Source organism: Methylobacterium sp. Leaf99, assembly GCF_001422375.1.
GTDB lineage: Bacteria > Pseudomonadota > Alphaproteobacteria > Rhizobiales > Beijerinckiaceae > Methylobacterium.
The window spans coordinates 680,890-703,374 of record NZ_LMMU01000007.1; the positions used below are offsets into that span (position 1 = coordinate 680,890).

Sequence of the window (22,485 nt, forward strand, 5' to 3'; positions counted from 1 at the left end):
TCATGCGGCGATCCCCGTCATGCCGATGCGGCCCCACCCGGGCAGCTTCACCGCCGGCCGGCGCAGGTCGATCCCGGCGACCAGACCGAGAAGATTGACCTCGATGCCCTCGACCCAGCCGAGGGTCACGCCGGCATAGCCGTAAAGGCCGATGCGAAGACCGGTCCCGCTCGGCGTGCGCTCGACGAACCGTCCGGGCGGCGTCCAGTCCTTGCCCAGGGCCGTGGGCGGGAGGGTCGTGGCGATGCCGGGGATGCGGGCCATCACGTGGGCCGCGAAGGTGTTGGAGTTCGGCCCCGGCCAGACCGTGTAGGAGCCGAGCGCCCGGTGCGGATAATCCGCCACCGCAGCCCGCACCGCCGGGATCGCCGCCTCGGCCGAGGCCCCGTCGAGGGTCAGGATGGTCTCGGGCGGGTTGCCGAACCACAGGCCGTCCGCCGCCCAACCGTCCGTCCGCACGGGCAGGCCCCATCCGACGACGTCGTAGCGGGTGTAGCGGGGGGCGCCGGCGGCCTTGACCACGATCCAGCTGTGGTGGGCGAAGATCCCGCGCCAGCGCCCGACCCGCGCCGCATAGACCCGGACGAGGGCCGGATCGTCCGGCTTCGGCCGCGCCAGGAGGCCGGCGCTCGACCAGCTCGGGGCCGCGTCGGCCCGGGCGAGCCACCACAGGGCGTGGGTCCCGAGGGGCAGGAGGAAGCCGAGCAGGACGAGGAGGGCGAGCCCGCGCAGGATCGCCAGGAGGGAGACGGAAATCATCGGATCGGGACTTCGGCACGGCGGGCGGCGCCGGCAAGGCCCGCCGCCCCCGTGCCGGACCGATGCGCCTGCGCAACAGGGCCGCACCATTGACCGGCCGACCGGCCAAGGACCTTGTTACATTATCATGTTTGTCGGATGAAACATTATAACGTCTGTTGGGTGGGGTTCGACGATGCGCGTCGGTTTGGCGAAGGGACTGCTGGCGGGGACGGTCCTGGCCGGGGCCGGAGCGATGTCCGTGGGCGCGCGGGCGCAGGAGGCGGAGGCGACGCTGTCCGAGCTCAGCGTCACCTCGCCGAGTCCCATCGTGCCGTTGCGCGGAAGCGGCGTGGCGAGCGCCCCGGCCGCCGGCATCCTGCCGGTGGCCATCAACACCTTCTCGCCCGTCACCGTGGTCACCGCCGACCAGATCGCCCGTGAGCAGCCGCGCACCCTCGGCGACGCCCTCGCCGACCGTCCGGGCATCTCGGCCTCGACCTACGCGCCCGGCGCCGCGAGCCGTCCGATCATCCGCGGCCTCGACAACAGCCGGGTCCGCATCCAGGAGAACGGCGTCGGCATCCAGGACGTGTCGGAGCTCGGCGAGGACCACGGCGTCCCCATCAACCCGCTGGTCGCCAATCGCATCGAGGTGATCCGGGGACCGGCCTCCCTGCGCTTCGGCTCCCAGGCCATCGGCGGCGTGGTGAGCGCCGAGAACAACCGCGTGCCGACCTTCATCCCCGAGCGCGGCATCTCGGGTTCGGCCACCACGGGGTATTCCACCGTGGACAACGGCCGCCTCGGCGCCGTGACGGTGGATGCGGGCGCGGGCAACGTCGCGGTCCATGCCGACGGATTCAAGACGGCGGCCGACAGCTACGCCACGCCCCTCGGGATTCAGCGCAATTCGGCCAACGAGTCCCAGGGCGGTGCCGTCGGGATGTCGTTCATCGGCGACCGCGGCTTCGTCGGCCTGTCCTACAGCCACTACGACGCGCTCTATCAGATCCCCGGCGGGTCGGCGGCGGAGAACCGCACCCGCCTCGACCCGCGTCAGGATCGCCTGCTGGCCCGCGGCGAGTTCCGCCCCCTCGACGGGCCCATCGCGGCGATCCGGTTCTGGGCGGGCGGCTCGGTCTACCGCCACGACGAGACCGGGATCGGCGAGGACGGACAGGACGGCATCCGGGCCACGTTCAAGAACCGCGAGGCGGAGGCCCGCGTCGAGTTCCAGCACGTCCCGGTCTTCACGGCCCTCGGCACGCTGACGGGCGCCCTCGGCCTGCAGGCCGGCCGCCGCACCCTCGGCACCGCCGGTGAGGCGGGTGGTCTGCTGGCGCCGACGGATTCCCGCAGCAACGCCGTGTACCTCTTCGAAGAACTGGCGGTGGGAGGCGGCCTGCGCCTCCAGGCCGCCGGCCGCATCGAGGGGGACCGCTCCACCGGCACGGCGACGCTGTTTCCCGGCGACTTCCTACCCGTCGAGGGCGAGGACCCGTTCTCCTACGGCCGGCGCCGGCGGTTCGCCCCGAAGAGCATCAGCTTCGGCGCCCTGCAGGATCTGCCCAATGGTTTCGTCGCCAGCCTGAACGGCAGCTTCGTCGAGCGCGCGCCCACGGCCTTCGAGCTGTATTCGCGCGGCGCCCACGACGCGACGGAGACCTTCGAGATCGGCAACGCCGCCCTCAAGAAGGAGCGGGCCCGCACCATCGAGGCCAGCATCCGCCGGGCCGAGGGGCCGCTGCGCCTCGACGCCACCGGCTACTACACCCGCTACACCGGCTTCATCTTCAAGCGGGATACGGGTCTCCGGTGCGGCGACGATTTCGCTTCCTGCGGCAGCGACGACGAGTTGCAGCAGATCGTCTACTCGCAGCGCAACGCCACCTTCTACGGTGCCGAGATCGGCGCGCAGCTCGATCTTCTGCCCGTGGGCAACGGCTGGGCCGGCCTCGACGCGCAGTACGACTTCGTCCGCGCCCAGTTCGACGACGGCACCTTCGTGCCGCGCATCCCGCCTCACCGCGTCGGCGGCGGCCTGTTCGTCCGCGCCGACGGCTGGTTCGCCCGGGTGAACCTGCTCCATGCCTTCGCCCACACGGAGATCGCCCCCATCGAGACGGTGACCCCTGGCTTCGACGACCTGCGCGCCGAGGTCAGCTACACCAAGCCCCTCGACCCCGTGCTGTACGGCGCCTCCGAAGTGACCCTCGGCCTCCAGGGCCGCAACCTCCTGAACGACCAGATCCGCAACTCGGCCTCGTTCAAGAAGGACGAGATCCTCTTGCCGGGCCGCAACGTGCGGGTGTTCCTGACGGCGCGGTTCTGAGGGCGCGCCGGAGGCTGGAGGCATGCAGGCGATGCGACAGGCCCGTCGATGTAGGCGGCTGGCGGCTCCCTTCAAATCTGACTTGGACGTGCTACAGTCTCGCCATGACACGCGCGATCACCGATCTGTCCTGGCACGAACTGAGCGCCATCGCCGAGCATGCCGGTGCGGTCGCGATCGAAAAGGCACATGATGCCGGCCTATCGACCTATGGCCTTCTGGAAGGGCACGCGGTCATCGTGTCGCCGGCCCGGAAGATCCGCTCCCTCGAGCCGGCGGTCCTTGCCGCCGAAGACGCGGCGACTCGGACGAAGGACGCGGCTGCCGGCGCGACGGCTTCTCCGCCAGCCAAACCGTTGCAGAAGTCTCACGCCTGATCGACTGAGCCGGCGTGCCTCAGCCGTTCTTCATCATGGTGGCGGGGCCGAACGGGTCCGGCAAGACGACCCTCACGGATGAATTGCGGCGGCGCGAGATCGATCTCGGCGCCTACATCAATGCCGACGAGATTGCCGGCCGGTTGACGTCTGGATCGGACGACGAGCGGGCCTTGGCAGCCCAGGCGGAAGCCCTCGCCAGGGTCGAGGCCAGCCTTGCTGCCACGCTCAGCTTCACGTTCGAAACCGTCATGTCTCACGTGAGCAAAATCGACATGCTCCGGCGAGCGAGGGCGTCGGGCTTCGACACGCGCCTCTTCTTCGTGAGCACGGAGGATCCGGCGATCAATATCAGTCGCGTCAGGACGCGGGTGGAACTCGGTGGTCATGCGGTGCCGGAGCGGAAGATCATCGACCGGTATGACCGCACGATGCGCCAGTTGCGCGAGGCGGTTCGGAATACCGATTCCGGCGCCCTCTTCGATAACACCAGTCCGATCGCGGTCGAGGGCGAGATCACACAGCCTTTGCAGATGGTAGCTTCGTTTCGGAACGGCACGGCCGGCATCGAATGGACATCTTACGTCAAGACCCTTCCGTATTGGGTGATCAAGTACGCGTCTGACTGATGCAAGCCGGTCATCTCACGCGATCGATTGATCCGGACGTCTCCGCAGGCACGCGCGATGCGGCAGCTCCGCCTCAGAGCAGGCGCCCCTGGCCCTGGTCCGGCATCGTCGGCCGGCTCGCGAAGGCGTCGCGCGCGGGCGGTCGCGGGTCGGGCTCCATTTCGGCCAGCACGTCGGGCGCGTCGGTGTCGTGGGAGACGCTGCAGCGGTAGACGATCTCGTCCGGCGGACCGAGGCCGGTGTCGAGGGGGATCGCGACGGTGTCGTCGGAAAAGCGCCACTTGCGGGTGCCGCGGTCCCAGTAGAGCCAGACCGTCGTCGGATGGCCCTGCACGCCGAACACCGCCGCCTTCTTCGACAGGGCCTGGACCGTGCGGGGGGCGTACATGCCCTTGCGCCGGTAGGCCTCCTGATAGGCGGGCCCCTGCCGTTCGATGAAGGTGTTGCGCACGACCCGGATCGTCGCGCCGGGCTTGGCGAGGAACCGTTTGAAGTCGCTCAACGAGCGCAGGACGAGTGCCATGCCGGTCACCCTCAATGAAGTCGTCGATCGGTCGCTCCGACATCACGTCTGAACTTGTCGAAGAGCCTGCGGGGCAAGTGTTCGATTTCGATGACACCGCCGTCGACGCTCCCCAGGCGAAGGACGGGGATATCAACAGGAATCTCGGGTTATACCCAGGCCATGTCGGATCGCCCGGCATTCCCGCGGCCGTGGCCGGTCCCTTGACCCGGACCGCGTCGTGCCGCGTTGTCGGCCCATGCTGCTTCAGTTCTTCACCGCCCTGCGCGAGGCCAAGGTCCCCGTCACCCTGCGGGAATTCCTCACCCTTCTGGGGGCCCTCGACCGCGACCTCGCCGGCAAGCGCGTGGAGGAGTTCTACCTCCTCGCCCGCACGGCCCTGGTGAAGGACGAGCGCCACCTCGACCGGTTCGATCGGGTGTTCGGCACGGTCTTCAAAGGTCTCGAGACCGTGGGCGAGGCGACGGACCCCTCCGCGATCCCCGAGGAATGGCTGCGCAAACTCGCGGAAAAGTACCTTACCGACGCGGAGAAGGCGGAGCTGAAGGCCCTCGGCTGGGACAGGCTGTTCGAGACCCTGAAACAGCGCCTCGCCGAGCAGAAGGAGCGCCACCAGGGCGGCTCGAAGTGGATCGGCACCGGCGGCACCTCGCCGTTCGGCGCCTACGGCTACAACCCGGAAGGCATCCGCATCGGCCAGGACGGCAACCGCAATTTCCGCGCGGTGAAGGTGTGGGACAAGCGCGAATTCCGGGATCTCGACGACGGCGTCGAGCTCGGGACCCGCAACATGCGGGTGGCCCTGCGGCGCCTGCGCCGCTTCGCCCGCACGGGGGCGGCCGAGGAACTCGACCTCGACGGCACGATCCGGGAAACGGCCGCGAAGGGCTACCTCGACGTGAGGCTGCGGCCCGAGCGGCGCAACGCCGTGAAGGTGCTGCTCTTCCTGGATGTCGGCGGGTCGATGGACTGGCACATCGGTCTTGCCGAAGAGCTGTTCTCGGCGGCCCGGTCCGAGTTCAAGCACGTGGAGCACTACTACTTCCACAACTGCCCCTACGAGGCCGTGTGGAAGGACAATCGCCGCCGCCACGACGAGACCCTGCCCCTGCTGGAGGTGCTGCGGACCTACCCGTCGGACTATCGGGTGGTGATCGTCGGGGACGCCTCCATGAGCCCCTACGAGATCGCGACGCCGGGTGGCTCCGTGGAGCACTGGAACGAAGAATCCGGGGAGGTCTGGCTCGGACGCCTGCTGGAGCGGTTCCCGAAGGCGGTGTGGCTGAACCCCGTCTCCGCCGATCACTGGGGCTACACCCAGTCCATCGCCATGATCCGCCGGATCGTCGGCGGGCGGATGTATCCCCTCACCATCGAGGGCATCGACGCCGCCATGCGCGAACTGGTGCGATGAGCGGCGACCGTCTGCCCGCCGGCGGTTTCGCCGCCCTGGTGCCGGAGCTCGACGTGTTCGATCTCGATCGGAGTCTGGCGTTCTGGCGCGACGGACTCGGCTTCGCCGTGGCCTATGCCCGGCCCGAGGACGGCTTCGTCTACCTGGAGCAGGACGGCGTCCAGGTGATGCTCAACCGGGTCAACGGCAACTGGTCCGTCGGTCCCCTGGAGCCGCCGCTGGGCCGGGGGCTCAATCTGCAGATCACCGTCGCGACCCTCGAACCGGTGCTGGCGGCCCTCGCGGCCCTGGACTGGCCGCTGTTCCGCGACGTCCACGACGCCTGGTACCGCGTCGGCGCCGTGGCGGTCGGCGTCCGTCAGGTCCTGGTGCAGGACCCGGACGGTTATCTCGTCCGTTTCTGCGAGGCCCTGGGAACGCGTGCCCGCGACCCTGCCCTCACCCCTGGCGGGCCGGCGTCGTCACCGTGAGGCCGTCGAGCTCGGGCTTGATGCGGATCTGGCAGCACAGGCGCGAGGTCGTGCGCACATCCGAGGCGAAATCGAGCATGTCCTGCTCCATGTCCTCGGCCGGGCCGACGATGGCGGCCCACGCATCGTCGACGTAGACATGGCAGGTGGCGCAGGCGCAGGCGCCGCCGCATTCGGCATCGATCCCGGGGACGTTGTTGCGGATCGCCGCTTCCATCACGGTCGATCCCACGTCGGCGTCCACGGTCCGGGCCGTGCCGGCATGGTCGACGTAGGTGATCTTGGGCATCGATAAGGGCTCCGGGCTCGTACAACGGGTGTGTGGCCGGTTGTGCGGCGCGAGGTCTGCCTTGAAGGGGCAGGCCCCGGAAAGCAAGCGTTCGCCGCCGCGCGACGGGCATTCCTGCGCTGACGCCGGCAACCCATCCCTTACGCGGGACACGCCGCGCCGTTCCCTCCCGGCCACTGCGGCGGGTTCGCCCCGGTCACCCGTGCGGGATCGCCAGCAGGGTCGCGGCGACGGCGTGCGCCAGGGCGTCCGTGCCCGGCTCTCGGCCGGCGCGCAGGGTGTCCTCCACGGCGGCGCTCGCCGCCGCCACGGAGCCGGCGCCGACCCCGAGGGCCGAGCCCTTCAGGGTGTGGGCGAGGTCCGCCCGCTCGGCCGGGGGCAGGGCCGGATCGCAGATCCCCGGCAGGAGGCGCCGGCATTGACCGGCGAACAGCGCCAGGAGGTCGCGGGCCAGTTCCGCGTCGCCGAAGGTCTGCCGGGCGAGATGGTCGTGATCGATGGGGGGCACGGGTGCTTTTCGGGGGGGCTCGGGGGGCGGTGTCGGGAGGGCCCTATCCACAGGCGCGGCGCCGCCCTTGGTTTGCGTTTAAGCATTGGGGCCCCATGGATAAAGCCGACGGCGGAGAACCGAGCCCCGGGCTTGGTAACCATTCCGTTAAGGTTTTTGCGGCGGACGCGCCGGGTCGGGTATCCGGCCTCCGTGGCGATGTCTAAAGTTCGTTTGGTAAATTGGTAAAATGATCTCCTTCGCCGGGTGCGGCCGATGGCGGAGATCGCGCGTAACGAGGCGTTGCATGGCCACGGAAAAGAAGCTCAAGGACCCGGCGGAGGCAGCTCTGTCGGCGATCGAGCAGGCTCTCAACCTCGACATGCTCACGCCCGACGCGTCCGAATCCCGCGTCGAACCGCGGCTTCCCGATGTCGGCGACGGCGATCCGCTCCTCGATCCGAGCGGCCGCACCCCGCCGCCCCGCCTCGACGAGCCCCTGGCCTCGGACCTGCCGCCGCCGGACCGCGCCCGCCCGCGCCGCGAGGGTGGATTGCTGCCGCCCGACCGCTCCCTGGTCGCCAACGACGACCGCCAGAACATCGGTATCCTGCAGCAGACCCTGCGGGTGCGGCCGTCGCCCCTGCCCTACGCCGTCGCGGCCGTGGTCTCGGCGGTGTGGTTCGCCTGCCTCCTGGGGCTGGCCTGGAGCCAGTCCGGCGGGGACCTGAAGACCTACGTGCAGGGGCTCACGGCCCTGCAATCGGCCGTGGCGGCCACCGCCCTCCTCGGGCCCGTGGTGCTGTTCCTCATCATGGCGATGCTGGCCGTGCGCGCCCAGGAGATGCGCCTCGTCGCCCGCGCCGTCGGCGAGGTCGCCATTCGCCTGGCCGAGCCCGAGAACTTCTCCACCGACGCCGTTCTGACCATGTCGCAGACCGTGCGCCGCGAGGTCGCCGCCGTCGGCGACGGCGTCGAACGGGCCCTCGCCCGGGCCGGCGAGCTCGAGACCCTGGTGCGCGGTGAGATCGCCACCCTGGAGCGCGCCTACTCGGAGAACGAGATCCGCATCCGCTCCCTCGTCGACGAACTCGTCGCCCAGCGCGAGTCCATCGTCGCCAACGCCGAGCGCGTGCGCGGCGCCATCACGGGCTCCCACCAGAACCTGACGCAGGAACTCGACGGCGCCGCCGAGCGCATCGTCGCGGCGATGACCGGTGCGGGCGAGCGCGTCACCGGCGCCCTCGACGCGCGCGGCGAGGCCATCACCACGGCCCTGGGCGACCGGGGCGACGCCATTACCGCGGCCCTCGCCGAGGCGGGCGACCGGGTCGTCGGCCTGGTGACGGACCGGGGTGACGATCTCGTGCAGCGCCTCGCCGCCACCAGCGAAGGCGTGCGCGGCAGCCTGACGGAGGTCGGCACCGCCCTCACCCAGTCCCTGGAGAGCCGCGCCGAGGAGGTGACCCAGGCCTTCGAGCGCACCGGGGGCCTCCTCACCACCACCCTCGCGACCAACGCGGGCGACGTCGCCCGCACCCTCGCCCAGACCGGCGCAGAGGTGATCGAGACCCTCAACCGCGAGGGCAGCGCGGTCCGCAAGACCTTCGAGGACTCCGCCCGCGGACTCGAGAACGCCTTCCTGGCGCGGGGCGGCGAACTAACGGCGCAGTTCTCGACCACCGGCGGCGAGATCACCGCCCGCTTCGCCGAGACCGGCGATGCCCTGCGCGCGCATTTCGCCGCCACGGGCTCGACCCTGACCCAGGACATCGCCACCGTCGGCGGCGGCGTCTCCGACGCCATCGTGGCGCGGGGCCGCGAGGCCGAGGAGCAGCTCGCCCGGGCCGCCGGCGGCGTCATCGAGGATTTCGGCACGCGGACCGATGCCCTTCGCGAAAACCTGATGCGCTCCGTCGAGGAAGCGGCCGCCCTCGTCGATCGCAACGGCGGCGCCCTCGCCGACCGCATCGAGACCGTGACCGGCCGCCTGCACGAAACCATCACGGTCCAGGGCGGCGGCATCGCCGACCTCATCGAAGCCCGTGGCCGCGACGCCCAGGCCGGCTTCGCCCTCACGGCGAGCGGTCTCATCGAGACCCTGGATTCCCGCGCGGAGGCCGTGCGCGAGGGGCTCACCCGCTCCGTCGCCGACATCACCAGCGGCATCGACAGCAGCGGCGGCGCCCTGGCGTCGCGCATCGAGGCCCTGGCCGGCCAGTTGCACGAGACGGTCACGGTCCAGGGCGTCGGCCTCGAAAGCGCCCTCGCCGTCACCGGCGACCGCGTCGGCGGCCTGATCGCCGAGCGGACCCGCGAGGCGACGGCGCAGGTCGATCGGCTCCTGTCCGATCTCGGCCACGCCCTCGAGGCCCGCACCGGGCAGACGGTCTCGACCCTCGAGGCCACCGCCGCGACCCTCGACGGCCAGTTCGGCGCCCGGACCCTGGAGGCGACGGAGACCCTGCGTCGCAGCGCCGAGGAGATCACCGTGGCCCTCGGCGCCTGCGCGGCCGAGGCCGCCCAGTCCCTGCGCCGCTCGTCGGCCGGCGCCACCGGCGAACTCGAAGCCCGCACCGTCGAGGCCGTCGAGATCTTCGAGCGGCGTCTCGCCGCCACCGCGAGCGAGCTGTCGAGCCGCACCGAGCAGGCCGCCGCCCTGCTGCGCCAGCTCGCCGAGGGCGCCGGCGGCGACGTCGCCGACCGCACCGAAGCCTCCGTCGTCGCCCTGCGCCGGACCCTGGAAGAGATCAACGCCGAGCTGGCCGTGCGCGCCGGCGAGGCCGCGGGCGTCATCGACCGCGCGGCGCAGGGGATCGGCGGCGCCCTCGACGCCCGGGTCCGCGACGCCGAGGCGGTCCTCGGCGACCACGGCCGCACCCTCGGCGACCTCATCGCCGCCCACACGAACGACGCCCATGCGCAGCTCGCGACGGCCGGGCGCGACATCGTGCTGGCCATCACGGCGCAGGGCGCCCGGGTCAGCGAAGCCCTCGGCGCGTCCGGAGAGCGCTTCAGCGAGACCACCCGGACACGGGCCGACGCCATCGAGACCGTCTTCACCGATCGCCTCGCCGCGCTTCACGACACCATCGCGCGGGGCGACATCATCGCCGAGCGCATCGCCCGCGATACCACCACCCTCACCCAGGCCGTCGGCGGTCAGCTCGAGGAGATGGATCGGATCATCACCGTGCGCGGCCAGGCCGTCGCCGAGACCATCGGCGAGCGCACCCGCGAGGCCCGCGAGGCCGTCGAGTCCCAGCTCGGCGCCCTCGAGGAGCGCGGCGCGAAGCGCACCGCCGAGATTGGCGAGACCTTCTCGAACCTCGTCACCCATATCGACGGCCAGCTCGGCTCGCGCGCCACGGCGCTCAACGAGGCCCTGATCCTGCGCACGGCGGAGATGGCCCGGATCATGACCGAGGGCGGACGCGACCTCGTCGAGGCCCTCGATTCCCGCGCCGACACCATGGCGCAGGACATCGCGACCCGCAGCCTCAGCCTCGGCGATGCCCTGGGCGCCCGCGCGGCCGAGATCACCGACCGCCTCGACGGCCAGACCCGCGACCTCGCCCTGCGCCTCGACGAGGGCGCCGCCCGCTTCGATACCGGCATCCTGTCCCGCCTGGAGACCATCGGCGTCACCCTCGACGAGCGCAGCCGCCTCATCGACGAGAGCTTCGGCAACCGGGCCCTGGAAGCGATCCGCCTCATCGAGAGCCGGACCCGCGCCGTGGACGAGGATCTCGCCGCCCGCACCCGCGAGCTCGTGGATCTGATCGTCGAGCGCACGGGCGGGGCCAACGCGGCCCTGTCGCAGCAGGCGCAGGGCATCCGCGACGCGTTCTCCGAGCGCGCCGACCACCTCGGCCGCCTCATCGACGAGCGCACCGCCGCCATGGGCAACGAGCTCGACGAGAAGGGCCGCGCCGTGTTCGGCGCCCTCGGCACCCGGATCACCGAGCTCGCCCGCCTGCTCGATTCCGGCAGCAACGCCCTCGGCACCCTGCTGGAGACCCGCGGCGAGACCATCCTGACCCGCCTGCGCGAAGTGGTGGCCGAGGCCGACCGCCTGCTGGGCGAGGGCGAAGGCCGCCTCGGCCGCACCCTCGACGGGCGCACCTCGGACATCAGTTCGCTCTTGGACGAAGGCGTCCGCACGGTCCACCAGCTCCTCGACGACCGCACCGGCGAGATCCGCGCGCTGCTCGACACCCACGCCCAGACCCTCGGCACCAGCTTCGAGGATCGGCTCGCGCCGCTCCAGGACAACCTCGACCTGCGCGGCCGCCGCTTCGTCGAGACCATCGAGGCGAGCCTCGGCAGCGCCGTCGGCGCCGTGGATGACCGCACCCGGGCCCTCGCGGCCCTGTTCGACGAGCGCATCGGCCAGCTCGACGAGGTCGTCGAGCAGCGCGGCACGGGTCTCGCCGAGGCCGTGGAGGCACGCACCCACGCCCTGTCCACCCTGTTCGACGCCCGCATCGGCGAGCTCGACAGCCTCGTCGAGCGCCGCAGCGGCGGTCTCGCCGAAGCCGTGGACGGTGGCGCCCGCAGCCTCGCCGCCCTGTTCGATCACCGCATCGGCCTGCTCGGACAGGTCGTGGAGGGACGCGGCGCCCAGGTCACCGATGCCATCGACGCGCGGACGACCGCCATGGCGACCCTGCTGGACGAGCGTCTCGGCAGCCTCGACGCCCTGGTGGACGGACGTGGCTCGGAGATCGGGCGCGCCCTCGACGAGCGCACCCGCGCCCTGGCTGGCCTGTTCGACGAGCATCTCGGCGGCTTGTCCGCCCTCGTGGACGGTCGCAGCCAGCAGATCGGCCAGGCCCTCGATACCCGCACGGAAACCCTCGCCGCCCTGTTCGACGCGGGCCTCGGTCGCCTCGACGCGGTCGTGGACCGGCACGGCTCGGGCCTTCACGATGCCGTGGAGACGCAGACCCGGGCCCTCGCCACGGCGTTCGACGCCCGCATCGGTCAGCTCCATGCCCTGGTGAACCAGGACGGCGGCGGCTTCGCCACGGCCGTCGAGGAGCGCATCCGGGCCCTGTCCACCCTGTTCGACACCCGCATCGGGGAACTCGACAGTCTCGTCGAGCGCCGGAGCGGCGGTTTCGCCGAGTCCGTGGACGGCCGGGCCCGCAGCCTCGCCGCCCTGTTCGATCACCGCATCGACCTCCTCGGCCAGATCGTCGAGGGACGCGGCGCCCAGGTCACCGATGCCATCGACGCGCGGACCCAGGCCCTCGCGAGCCTCTTCGACGAACGCCTGAAGCACCTCGACGACCTTGTTGAGGGACGCGGCGCCGGCCTCGTCCGGTCCGTGGAGAGCGGGACCGAGGGCCTGCGCGCCCAGTTCGACGCCATGCTCACCGCCATCGACGGGCTCATGGACAGCCGGACCGACGCCCTCGCCGACCGGGTCGACGCGCGCACCAGCGCCCTGACGACCCTGTTCGACGAGCGCCTCCAGGCCCTCGACAGCCTCGTTGAGGGACGCGGCACGCGCCTCGCCGAATCCGTGGACAACCGCACCCAGGGCCTGCGCGTCCTGTTCGACGAGATGCTGACGGCCCTCGACGGGCTCGTCGACAGCCGCGCCGAGACCCTGACCGACCGGGTCGACGCCCGCACCCACGCCCTCGTCGCCCTGTTCGACGAGCGCCTCAAGGTCCTCGACGCACTCGTCGGCGACAGCGCCGGCTCCCTCACGGACCGCGTCGAGGAGCGCACCCGCACCCTCGCCACCCTGTTCGACGAGGGGCTGGCCCGCCTCGACGGGATCGTGGACAGCCGCTCGGGCTCCCTCACCCATCAGGTTGACGCGAAGACGCAGGCCCTCGCCACGGTGTTCGACGAGCGCCTCGGCGCCCTCGACGCCCTCATCTCCGGCCGGGCGGCCGGTCTCGCCCGGACCATCGAGGCCGAGGGTACCGCCCTCACCCAGGCCGTCGATGCCCGCAGCGAGGCCTTCACCAGCCGCATCGACAGCCGGATGAAGGTGTTCGCCTCCCTCGTCGCCTCGCGCGGCGATGCCCTTGCGGCGGCCTTCGACGACCGCCAGGACGCCTACGTCAGCCTCGTCGACGAGCGCAGCGCCGCCATGCTGTCGGCCTTCGACGAGCGCGTCGGCCGTCACGCGGCCCTCGCCGAGGCCCATGCGGCCGCCCTCGCAACGGCCCTCGACCAGCGCAACGAGGCCGTGGCCAGCCTCATCGACGGCCGAAATTCGGCGATGACGGAGGCGTTCGACCGCCGCTCCACGGCGCTCGCCGCCCTGGTCGAGGCCCGCGGCCACTCCCTGGCCCAGCGTCTGGCCGAGAGCGCCGAGACCATCACCCGCGCCATCGAGGAGCGCGGCGGCAGCCTCGTCGAGACCCTCGACGGACGGGGGTCGGACGTGGTCACGGCCATCGCCGCGCAGTCCGAACGCCTGCGTGCCGTGGTCGACGGCCCGGCCGCCGACCTGGTCGAGGCCCTGGCCGAGCGCGGCCATGCCATCGAACGGGCGTTCGCCGAGACCGGCGCCCCCCTGGTCGAGGCGATCCGCCAGCGCACCCTCGAGCTCGAGGCCCGGTCGCAGGCCTCCGCCGAAGCCCTGCTGGCGGCCATCGACGGGGGCGCCTCGCGCGCCATCGCCACCCTCACCCAAGCCAACGACGCCCTGCGCCACGATGTCGGCGGCGTGCTCCAGCGTGTCGAGGGCGCCAATGCGGCGCTCACCGAGCTCCTGGCCGGTGCGGGCGACAACCTCGGCAGCATCGAGACGGGCCTCGCCGCCCGCATCGAGCAGGTCCAGGAGGTCCTGGGCTCCATCGCCAGCGAGACCGAGCGGGCCAGCCGTGGCGTCGCCGAGCAGGTCGGCCAGCTCAAGGCGGTGGCGCAGGGTGCCCTGCGCGAGGCCGCCGAACTCGCCGCCTCCCTCAACGCCAGCGGCCGGAGCCTCGGCGACCTCGGCCGGACCCATGCGGCGACCCTGACGGGAGCCGCCGGCTCCCTGGCGACGGCCGAGGGCCGCCTCTCCGAGGTCCTGGCTGCCCGCGGCGGCGCCATCGAGGGCGTTCTGGCGCGCATCGACGAGCGTTCGGGCTCCCTGGAAGCCGAGACCGCGCGCTTCGACGCGATGATCGAGAAGACCCTGCGCACGGCCGAGGACCGGGCCCGCACCATCGGCAGCGGCCTCGCCGAGACCGCACAGGGCGCCGGTGCCCGCGTGGTCGAGGCGTTCGAGGGTCTTCGCTCGGGTGCCGACAGCGAGGGCGAGCGGACGGCGCAGGCCGTACGCGTGGCCATCGACGAGGCGTCGCGCCAGATGATGGCGGTGTTCGAAACCGCCTCGGGCCGTTTCGGCGAATCCGTCACGGGCCTGCGCGAGATGGCGACCGAGATCCGTCGCGAACTCGACGCCACCCGCGCCGAGATCCAGCGCGGCGTCCTCGACCTGCCGCGCGAGACCCAGGACGCCACCGGCGAGATGCGCCGGGTCGTCTCCGACCAGATCAAGGCCCTGGGCGAACTGACCACCCTGGTGGCCCGCACCGACCGCAGCGTCGATCTCGCACGCCCGTCGGCGACGCCGCCGAACCCGGACCCGGCTCCGTCGCAGCCGGCCTCCGCGCCGGTGGCCAAGGCCCCCGTCCGGGCGCCCGCCCCGGCGGCGCCGAAGCCGTCCCAGTCGATGACCATCGTCCCGGCTCCGGCCGGGCGTCCGGCCAATGCGGCCGCCCGCGCGGGTGAGGCCCCGCGTGCCCAGGCCGCCGGCGGAAAGGCCGGAGACCGCGGCTGGCTCTCCGACCTCCTGACCCGCGCCTCCCTCGACGACGACGGCGAGGCCGCCGAGGCCGGGCCGCAGGCCGCCACCGCCCCCGTCGCCAAGGCGGCGGCCGAGGCGAAGACCCCTGCGGATGCCAAGGCGGCGGCCGAGCGCGGGCGCACGGCCCTGGAGACCATCTCGGCCGATATCGCCAAGATGATCGACCACCGCACCGCCGTGGACCTGTGGGAGCGCTACCGCCGGGGCGAGCCGAACCTGTTCGATCGCCGCATCTACACGGCGCAGGGTCGCCAGACCTTCGAAGAGGTGCGTCGCCGCTACACCGGGGACGCCGATTTCCGCCGGACGGTGGACCGCTACGTCGCCGAGTTCGAACGCCTGATGGCCGACGTCTCCCGGAACGACCGCGATTCCAAACGCGCCGACGCCTACCTCACCTCGGAGACCGGCAAGGTCTACACGATGCTGGCCCATGCCAGCGGCCGCTTCGAAGGCGCGTGAGCCCGGAAGCGCGGCTCCCCCCTGCGAGGGGGGAGCCGGCGCGGGGACGGATCAGATGAGTCCGAGGCCGGCGAGTTCGCGGCGCAGGGATTCGGGCATCTCCGCGAGGTCGCCGGCGGTCGCGCCGTCGAGGTCGGCCGGGGCGTCCTCGGCCTTGAGGTAGCGCCAACCCTGGAACGGGCGGCACGGGCGCGGCGCGACCGGCACCACCGCGGGATCGAGGACGAGGCGGCAGCGGCCGATGCCGTCTGTGCCGGTGAACGGCGTGATGGCCGCGATGGTCTGGCGGCAGATGAGCGTGCCCTTGATCACCCAGTAGATCGAGCCGCCGCCGACGATCTCGCGCAGCCGGGTCGGCACCATGCGGGTGACGTGGGAGGGCGGGGCGTCGCGCCCTTGGGCCAGGGCCTCGGCCCGATTCTGGGCGATGCGCACCTCGAGGTCCGCGATCGTCGCGGGGCCGACGCACAGCTTCAGGAGATGCAGAGCCATGACCGCTCTCCTAGTCGGTTCTTCCGCACGGCGAACCTGGGGCCCGGAGGGAAACCCCCGAGCCGCGACGCCGCACCCTCACGAGAACAGGGCGAGCTTCTCGTCTTCCGAGAGAGCGTCGATGTCGGCGAAGGCGGCGGCGATGTCTTTCTTCGGCGTAACGTCCTGCTTCGGCGTGACGTCCTGCTTCGCCGCATCGTCCGGCTCGGCATCGGCCCCGTCGGCCGGAATCGCGGCATCCGTGGCCGCCGGCGTTTCGGCCCCGGCCTCTTCGGAAGACGGCATCGACGGTTCCGTCTGCGAAACGGCCTCCGGAGCGGGCGGGACCTCCGATTCTGTCTCCCGGAAATCCACCGTCTCGTCGTCGAGGACCAGGGACGCCACCGTCGCGACGGATGTCGCCGCGACGGGTGCGGCCGCGTCGATGAAGCGATCGACGTCGCTCTGGGACAGGTCGACCGCGTCCGCCGACGCGGACTCGCCGGGTGCGGGCGGCACCGTGTCGAGGCTGTCGCCCCAGATCGCCATCATCGAGGCGACGCGCTCTTCGAGGTAGCGCAGGGTGTGGATGATGCGCGCGGTGCGCTGGGCCGTGAGGTCCTGGAACGAGCACGCCGTGTAGATCTCCGTGGCGCGCTGATCGAGGGCATCGCACAGGGCGGCGTCGGAGCCGGATTCGCGCAGGGTCCAGGCGGTCTCCTGCACGTCCTCGGCCGCGCCGAGGATGTCGGAGGTCGCCCGCTCCGTGGAGCGCACGATGGCGTCGAGGGCCATGGAGGCCCCGCCGAGGCGGCTGTTCTCGTGATCGGGCGTGCCAAGGGCCGCGATCTCGGCCTTGGTGCGGGCGATGGCGTTGGCCATGTCCATGAGGTCGCCGCGCATGCGTCCGACGTGGGAGCCGTCGCGCTCGCTGGTGACGACGGTTTCGAGGCGGGCGATGGCGCTCAGGACCGTCTGCGTGTCGTCGGCCCGGGTGCGCCGGGCGTATTCGTCGAGGAACCAGCGCCCCCGTGCGCTCTCGGACATCGCGGTCTCGATGCGATCGTATTCCGAAACGTCGATGGACGTCAGCGAGCGGGAACGCGACATGAAGATCCGGGTCCTCGGGTTGCCGCGATCCCCACTTGGGGGGACCGCGCGCATTCCGGATGATTGACACGATGGTTTTAACGCGGGCTTTACGGGTTCGACCTTCCCCCGGGCACGTCCCGCCCCCGCCCCGCTCGCTCAACCCCCGATCGACGTGTCCCACGCCGCCTCACCACCCGAGCCGAACCCGTTCCGGCTCGCGAGCCTCTACGCCGTCGTCTTCGTCGAGATCGGCATCGCCATGCCGTTCATGCCGGTGTGGCTGAACGCCCTCGGGCTCGAAGCCGGGATCATCGGCGTGCTCCTGGCCCTGCCCATCGCGGTCAAGATCGTCGCCACCGCCCCCCTGGTCGGCCTCATCGACCGGGGCGTCGGCGCGCGCGCCCTCCTGGTCACCGGAAGCCTCGCCCTGGCGGCCACCTACGCCCTGATGCCGGCGGGCGCGGCCCTGGGCTGGCCGGTCCTGGCGCTCCTCATCGCCCTCAACGCCGCCGCGGGCGCGCCCCTGGTGCCGAGCATCGACTACCTGACCCTCGCCGCCGTGCGCCGCAGCGCCCGCCTCGACTACGCCCGCATCCGCATGGCCGGCTCCATCGCGTTCCTGGCCGCGAACCTCGCCGGCGGGGCGGCCCTGGGACTGCTCGGCGAACGCCTCGCCGTGCCGCTCCTCACCACGGCCCTCGCGCTCGTGGCCGCTTGCGTCTGCGCCGGCGTCCGGCTGGAGCTTGCCGCCACGACCGTCCCGGCCACGAAGGTCGCCCGTGCCTCCCTGCCCCGGATTCTCTGGTTCACCATCGCGGCCGGGGCGGCGATCCAGGCGAGCCACGCGGCGCTCTATGCCTTCGCCTCCATCCACTGGAGCCTCCACGGCTTCTCCGCCCCCTGGATCGGCGCCCTGTGGGCCATCGGGGTCCTGGCCGAAATCGTCCTGTTCGCCGGCATCGGCCTGTGCCCGGCCTCCTGGCGCACGCCGTTCCGCCTCCTCGGCCTCGGCGCGGTGGCGGGCGCCGTGCGGGCCGTAGGCATGGTGTTCTACGGCGATTCCCTCGGCGCGGTCCTCGTCCTGCAGACCCTCCACGGCTTCAGCTTCGGGGCGACCCAGCTCGGCGCCATGGCGGCGGTGTCGCGGTTCGCCCCCGAGGGCGCCCGCGGACGGGCCCAGGGGACCCTGAGCGCCACCAACGCCCTCGCCTCGGCCGGCGCGACGCTCATGAGCGGCCTCGCCTACGGCCAGGGCGGCGGCCCCCTCGCCTTCGGCCTCATGGCGCCGCTCGCCGTGCTCGGCCTGTGCCTGACGGCACGTGCCGCGCGCCTGGCGCGCACGGAGCGTCTTCACAGCGCCGCCTTTGTCCCGCAGCACCCGAATACGATTGCGTAACCCTAACCTGTGAGGAAAGGGAACGCGTGGAACGGAGTGGCGTGTCGTGCCGACCGCTGAAACCCTGCCGAATCCGGATGCCGCCGACGCCTCCGCCCCGACCGGCGGACGCATCGCCCTGCGCGGACGCTGGACCGTCGACCAAGGCAACGCCGTCGAGGCCGCCGCCGCCGGGATCTTTCGCGATGCCGAGCGGGGCGCCGTCGTCGTCGACCTGACGGGGGTGACCCGCCTCGACACCCTCGGCGCCTGGGTGCTGGAGCGGACCCGGGCGGACATCGAGGCCGCCGGTGGCCGGCTCGCCTATGCGGGCGCCTCCCCCGAGCACCGAATCCTGCTGGGCGAGGTCAAGCTGCCCCCGGCCGAGCCCGGCCCGGCGCCGCGCGGCCGGATGATCGGGTTCCTGCACGACCTCGGCGTGCGGGTGGTCGGGGCCCGCTCGGACCTCGTCACCGGCCTCGCCTTCTTCGGAGAAGTGGTCACCGCCTGCATCCGCGTCGCCGCCCGGCCGGGCACCTTCCGCGGCACGGCGTTCGTCAACCAGCTCGATCAGGTCGCCTTCCGGGGCGTTCCCATCATCGTCCTCATCTCGTTCCTCGTCGGCGGCATCGTCGCCCAGCAGGGCATCTTCCAGCTCCAGCGCTTCGGGGCCCAGAGCTTCGTCGTGAACCTCATCGGGCTCCTGATCCTGCGCGAACTCGGGGTGCTGCTCACCTCGATCATGGTGGCGGGCCGCTCGGGCTCGGCCTTCACCGCCGAGATCGGCTCGATGCGCATGCGCGAAGAGGTCGACGCCCTGCGGGTCATGGGCCTCGACCCCATCGAGATCCTCATCGTCCCGCGCATCCTCGCCCTCGTCGTCGGGCTGCCGATCCTCGCCTTCCTCGCGTCCCTCGCGGCCCTCGCCGGCGGCGGCCTCACGGCGGCCCTCTACGGCGGCATGACCACGGAGGCGTTCCTGGCGCGGCTTCAGACGGCGGTGTCGTTCCACCACGTCGCCGTGGGCCTCATCAAGGCGCCGTTCATGGCGCTCATCATCGGAATCATCGCGACCATCGAGGGTTTCGCCGTGAAAGGCTCGGCCGAATCCCTCGGGCGCCACGTCACCGCCTCAGTCGTGAAGTCTATTTTTATGGTCATCGTGCTCGATGGACTCTTCGCTGTCTTCTTCGCGGCAATCGATTTCTGACCCCGTGCAGACCGAACTCGCCCAGGCCGAGCGGCCGACCCGTGAACACAGAGCCGGCAACGAGCCGGACGCGATCATCCGTGTCCGCGACCTCGTGGTCGGCTTCGGCTCGAAGATCGTGATGAAGGGCCTCGACCTCGATATCCGCCGAGGCGAGATTTTGGGCTTCGTCGGGCCGTCGGGCCAGGGCAAGTCGGTGCTGACCCGGACCATCCTCGGCCTTGTGCCGAAGCGTTCGGGCCAGATCACCGTGTTCGGCGAGGATGTGGACGGCCTCACCGTCGCCCGGCGCCGGCAGATCGAGCAGCGCTGGGGCGTGCTGTTCCAGCAGGGCGCCCTGTTCTCGGCGCTCACCGTCAAGCAGAACATCCAGATGCCCATGCGCGAGCACTTGAACCTGTCCGAGCGCCTGCTCGACGAGTTCGCGCGCCTCAAGATCGAGATGGTCGGCCTCAAGCCCGACGCCGCCGACAAGCTGCCGTCCGAACTCTCCGGCGGCATGATCAAGCGCGCGGCCCTGGCCCGGTCCCTGGCGCTCGATCCCGAAATCCTGTTCCTCGACGAGCCGACCTCGGGCCTCGATCCCATCGGTGCCGGCGAGTTCGACGAGCTCGTCGCCACCCTGAAGCAGACCCTGGGGCTGACGGTGTTCATGGTCACCCACGACCTCGACAGCCTCTACACCGCCTGCGACCGCATCGCCGCGCTCGGCGACGGCCAGATCATCGCGCAGGGCACCATCGAAGAGATGCTCGAGAGCGACCATCCGTGGCTGCGCTCCTACTTCCACGGCAAGCGCGGCCGCGCCGTTGTCCCCAACGGCACGCGCCATGCGACGGCTTAATCCTTCCCCTCGTGTGGTGACGCACCGCGCGTCCGCCACGAACCCGGGCAATCGCTGATCCCATGGAGACTCGTGCGAACTACGCCCTGATCGGCGCCTTCACGCTGGCCGTGCTCGTCGCGGCCTTCGGCTTCGTGTTCTGGCTGCAGGGCGGCTCGCGCAGCCAGGTCCGCCAGGCGGTGCGCATCGTCTTCTCCGGCAGCGTCGGCGGCCTCGCCAAGGGCTCGACGGTGGCGTTCAACGGCATCAAGGTCGGCGAGGTGACGGATGTGCGCCTGCTGCCGCAGGACCCGCGCCGGGTCGTCGCCGTGGTCGAGGTCGAGCGCACCACGCCGTTGCGGGCCGACACCCGCGCCCGCCTCGATTCGGCGATGCTGACCGGCGTCTCCACCATCTCGCTGTCCGGCGGCAACGCCGACGCGCCAGTGCTCGGCACCGGCACCGGTGATCAGATGCCGACGATCTTCGCCGATTCGTCCGACATCCAGGACATGATGGCGGCGGCGAAGCAGATCGCCCAGCGCGCCGACGACGTGCTCCAGCGCCTCGACAAGGTGGTGGCCGGCAACGAGGGCGCCATCACCCGGACGCTCGCCAATGTCGAGGCGTTCTCGAAGACCCTGGCGGAGGCCGGCCCGGCGGTGAGCGGCCTCGTCAAGGCCATCGACGGGCAGAAGCTCAACCACGTCATCGACAACGCCGACCGATTCTCCGCAGCCCTGGCCGCCGGCAGCCCCGACATCGAGGGTGCCCTCAAGGACGCCCGCGGGATGATGGCGAAGCTCAACGCCTCGGCCGACCGCGTCGATGCCGTGCTGAAGGGCGCCGAGGGCTTCCTGGGCTCGGCCTCGGGCTCGGCCGGCACCAGCACCTTCACCGAGGTGCGCGAGGCCGCCATCTCCGTGCGCGATGCCGGCAAGGCGTTCCGGACCCTTTCCGAGAACCTCGACAAGCGGACCTCGAACATCGCCACGAGCTTCAACCGCCTGAGCGGGACGGGACGGCGCGAGGTCGAGGCCCTGTCCACGGACGGGCAGCGCACCCTCAACACCCTCAACCGCACGGTGAAGAATCTCGAGCGCGACCCGAGCCAGGTGATCTTCGGCGGCAAGCCGTCGTTGCCGGAATACAACGGTGGCCGCTGAATGCGGTTTGGCCGGGATGAGGGTGTCCCGGCGCACGGCACGAAACCAGCTTTGCCGTAGTTTACCGTTCGCAGCCCGTCGCGCTGTGAAGTCCGGATTGCGTATGACCCACTCCACACCGGCCCTCGCCCTCGGCGTGAGCCTGCTCGCCGCCGCCCTCGGGGGCTGCGGCGGCGCCGTTCCCCTCACCTTCGACCTCGCCGCCCTGCCGCCCACGGGCCGGACGAGCGCGTCCGCGCGTTCCGTCACCGTGGCCGAGCCCGTCGGCATTCAGCCGTTCGAGGCGGATCGCATCATCGTGCGCGAGCCCGGCGGCGCCCTGTCCTTCCTCGGGGGCGCCCAGTGGGCCGACCGCCTGCCGCGCCTGATCCAGACCCGCCTGATCCAGAGCCTGGAGAATTCCGGCCGCCTGAAATCCGTGAGCCGGCCGGGCGACAAGATCGTCTCCGACTTCCAGCTCATTTCCGAGATCCGCGCCTTCGACATCGCCGCCGGGTCCGGCGAGGCCGTGGTCGACCTGTCGGCCAAGATCGTCGCCGAAGGCACCGGCAAGGTCGTGTCCGCGCGGGTGTTCACGGCACGCATCCCCGTGGCGAAGGTCGATGTCGCCTCCGCCGCCGTCGGGCTCGATGCGGCCCTGGCCCGGGTGCTCGGCGAGATGGTGGTGTGGGTGAATTCCGGCCGCTGAGATCCGCGGCCGTCATACCAACGCCGGTCGATCCCTTCGGGATGGCGGGGTCGGGCTTCGCTCAAGCGCCGCGCGGGCTGCCTGATGCGGGTTCCGGTCCATCGACCGGAGCGC

17 protein-coding genes are annotated in these 22,485 nt (G+C 71.5%); 11 read left to right on the plus strand and 6 right to left on the minus strand.

Going from position 1 to position 22,485, the window contains the following annotated elements; all coding sequences use genetic code 11:
- Complete coding sequence (locus ASF28_RS14080; protein WP_056093566.1) at positions 1-759, minus strand: DUF3750 domain-containing protein; 759 nt, start codon at positions 757-759, stop codon at positions 1-3.
- A gap of 175 nt (positions 760-934) precedes the next feature.
- Between ASF28_RS14080 and ASF28_RS14085 the strand changes: the two genes are divergently transcribed.
- The 3 genes from ASF28_RS14085 to ASF28_RS14095 all read left to right on the plus strand — a co-directional run bounded on the left by ASF28_RS14085 (position 935) and on the right by ASF28_RS14095 (position 4,079).
- Positions 935-3,073, plus strand: coding sequence for a TonB-dependent receptor (locus tag ASF28_RS14085; protein ID WP_056093569.1), 2,139 nt, complete (start codon positions 935-937; stop codon positions 3,071-3,073).
- A 104-nt stretch (positions 3,074-3,177) separates the two neighbouring features.
- The gene (locus ASF28_RS14090; protein ID WP_056093571.1) at positions 3,178-3,450 is read left to right on the plus strand and encodes a hypothetical protein; all 273 of its coding nucleotides are present in this window, start codon (positions 3,178-3,180) and stop codon (positions 3,448-3,450) included.
- Between the two features lie 14 nt (positions 3,451-3,464).
- Positions 3,465-4,079, plus strand: coding sequence for a zeta toxin family protein (locus ASF28_RS14095; RefSeq protein WP_056093574.1), 615 nt, complete (start codon positions 3,465-3,467; stop codon positions 4,077-4,079).
- Positions 4,080-4,152: 73 nt separating this feature from the next.
- Here the strand turns inward: ASF28_RS14095 and ASF28_RS14100 are convergent, their stop codons facing one another.
- Positions 4,153-4,602 (minus strand): hypothetical protein, encoded by a 450-nt coding sequence (locus tag ASF28_RS14100; protein WP_056093577.1) that lies wholly within the window; start codon positions 4,600-4,602, stop codon positions 4,153-4,155.
- 238 nt (positions 4,603-4,840) lie between these two features.
- Here ASF28_RS14100 and ASF28_RS14105 point away from each other — a divergent pair, with 238 nt between their 5' ends.
- Both ASF28_RS14105 and ASF28_RS14110 read left to right on the plus strand, forming a co-directional pair.
- On the plus strand, positions 4,841-6,016 hold the full coding sequence (locus ASF28_RS14105) for a vWA domain-containing protein (protein WP_056093579.1): 1,176 nt from the start codon (positions 4,841-4,843) through the stop codon (positions 6,014-6,016).
- Entirely contained in the window at positions 6,013-6,486 is a 474-nt protein-coding gene (locus tag ASF28_RS14110) for a bleomycin resistance protein (protein ID WP_056093582.1), read from the plus strand. Before ASF28_RS14105 ends, ASF28_RS14110 begins: the two co-directional genes overlap by 4 nt.
- Here ASF28_RS14110 and ASF28_RS14115 read toward each other — a convergent pair.
- Together ASF28_RS14115 and ASF28_RS14120 are read right to left on the minus strand one after the other, a co-directional pair.
- The gene (locus ASF28_RS14115; RefSeq protein ID WP_056093584.1) at positions 6,455-6,775 is read right to left on the minus strand and encodes a 2Fe-2S iron-sulfur cluster-binding protein; all 321 of its coding nucleotides are present in this window, start codon (positions 6,773-6,775) and stop codon (positions 6,455-6,457) included. The two genes, ASF28_RS14110 and ASF28_RS14115, sit on opposite strands and share 32 nt — an antisense overlap.
- 196 nt (positions 6,776-6,971) lie before the next feature.
- Complete coding sequence (locus ASF28_RS14120; RefSeq protein ID WP_056093586.1) at positions 6,972-7,283, minus strand: Hpt domain-containing protein; 312 nt, start codon at positions 7,281-7,283, stop codon at positions 6,972-6,974.
- A 286-nt stretch (positions 7,284-7,569) separates the two neighbouring features.
- On the opposite strand from ASF28_RS14120, the gene ASF28_RS14125 reads away from it, so the two are divergent.
- On the plus strand, positions 7,570-15,546 hold the full coding sequence (locus ASF28_RS14125) for a hypothetical protein (protein WP_056093589.1): 7,977 nt from the start codon (positions 7,570-7,572) through the stop codon (positions 15,544-15,546).
- Between the two features lie 51 nt (positions 15,547-15,597).
- Here the strand turns inward: ASF28_RS14125 and ASF28_RS14130 are convergent, their stop codons facing one another.
- Positions 15,598-16,038, minus strand: coding sequence for a DUF1489 family protein (locus ASF28_RS14130; protein ID WP_056093592.1), 441 nt, complete (start codon positions 16,036-16,038; stop codon positions 15,598-15,600).
- Between the two features lie 78 nt (positions 16,039-16,116).
- A complete protein-coding gene (locus ASF28_RS14135; RefSeq protein WP_056093594.1) occupies positions 16,117-17,127 on the minus strand; it encodes a hypothetical protein in 1,011 nt (336 codons plus the stop codon).
- A gap of 154 nt (positions 17,128-17,281) precedes the next feature.
- On the opposite strand from ASF28_RS14135, the gene ASF28_RS14140 reads away from it, so the two are divergent.
- The 5 genes from ASF28_RS14140 (at position 17,282) to ASF28_RS14160 (ending at position 22,371) form a co-directional block, all read left to right on the plus strand.
- Entirely contained in the window at positions 17,282-18,505 is a 1,224-nt protein-coding gene (locus ASF28_RS14140; protein ID WP_056093596.1) for an MFS transporter, read from the plus strand.
- 46 nt (positions 18,506-18,551) lie between these two features.
- Positions 18,552-19,694 carry an ABC transporter permease gene (locus ASF28_RS14145; protein ID WP_056093599.1) on the plus strand — a complete coding sequence of 381 codons (1,143 nt, stop codon included), beginning with the start codon at positions 18,552-18,554 and terminating at the stop codon, positions 19,692-19,694.
- Positions 19,695-19,815: 121 nt separating this feature from the next.
- Positions 19,816-20,538 carry an ABC transporter ATP-binding protein gene (locus ASF28_RS14150; protein ID WP_244475040.1) on the plus strand — a complete coding sequence of 241 codons (723 nt, stop codon included), beginning with the start codon at positions 19,816-19,818 and terminating at the stop codon, positions 20,536-20,538.
- Positions 20,539-20,600: 62 nt separating this feature from the next.
- Positions 20,601-21,683, plus strand: a complete 1,083-nt coding sequence (locus tag ASF28_RS14155) for an MlaD family protein (protein ID WP_056093602.1) — start codon at positions 20,601-20,603, stop codon at positions 21,681-21,683.
- A 103-nt stretch (positions 21,684-21,786) separates the two neighbouring features.
- The gene (locus ASF28_RS14160; RefSeq protein WP_056093604.1) at positions 21,787-22,371 is read left to right on the plus strand and encodes an ABC-type transport auxiliary lipoprotein family protein; all 585 of its coding nucleotides are present in this window, start codon (positions 21,787-21,789) and stop codon (positions 22,369-22,371) included.
- The last annotated feature ends 114 nt before the right edge of the window (positions 22,372-22,485 follow it).

Bases quoted from the DNA above. Each gene is read 5' to 3' on its own strand.
- ASF28_RS14080 (WP_056093566.1), bottom strand. From the start codon at position 759: ATGATTTCCGTCTCCCTCCTGGCGATCCTGCGCGGGCTCGCCCTCCTC.
- ASF28_RS14085 (WP_056093569.1), top strand. From the start codon at position 935: ATGCGCGTCGGTTTGGCGAAGGGACTGCTGGCGGGGACGGTCCTGGCC.
- ASF28_RS14090 (WP_056093571.1), top strand. From the start codon at position 3,178: ATGACACGCGCGATCACCGATCTGTCCTGGCACGAACTGAGCGCCATC.
- ASF28_RS14100 (WP_056093577.1), bottom strand. From the start codon at position 4,602: ATGGCACTCGTCCTGCGCTCGTTGAGCGACTTCAAACGGTTCCTCGCC.
- ASF28_RS14105 (WP_056093579.1), top strand. From the start codon at position 4,841: ATGCTGCTTCAGTTCTTCACCGCCCTGCGCGAGGCCAAGGTCCCCGTC.
- ASF28_RS14110 (WP_056093582.1), top strand. From the start codon at position 6,013: ATGAGCGGCGACCGTCTGCCCGCCGGCGGTTTCGCCGCCCTGGTGCCG.
- ASF28_RS14115 (WP_056093584.1), bottom strand. From the start codon at position 6,775: ATGCCCAAGATCACCTACGTCGACCATGCCGGCACGGCCCGGACCGTG.
- ASF28_RS14125 (WP_056093589.1), top strand. From the start codon at position 7,570: ATGGCCACGGAAAAGAAGCTCAAGGACCCGGCGGAGGCAGCTCTGTCG.
- ASF28_RS14130 (WP_056093592.1), bottom strand. From the start codon at position 16,038: ATGGCTCTGCATCTCCTGAAGCTGTGCGTCGGCCCCGCGACGATCGCG.
- ASF28_RS14135 (WP_056093594.1), bottom strand. From the start codon at position 17,127: ATGTCGCGTTCCCGCTCGCTGACGTCCATCGACGTTTCGGAATACGAT.
- ASF28_RS14150 (WP_244475040.1), top strand. From the start codon at position 19,816: ATGAAGGGCCTCGACCTCGATATCCGCCGAGGCGAGATTTTGGGCTTC.
- ASF28_RS14155 (WP_056093602.1), top strand. From the start codon at position 20,601: ATGGAGACTCGTGCGAACTACGCCCTGATCGGCGCCTTCACGCTGGCC.
- ASF28_RS14160 (WP_056093604.1), top strand. From the start codon at position 21,787: ATGACCCACTCCACACCGGCCCTCGCCCTCGGCGTGAGCCTGCTCGCC.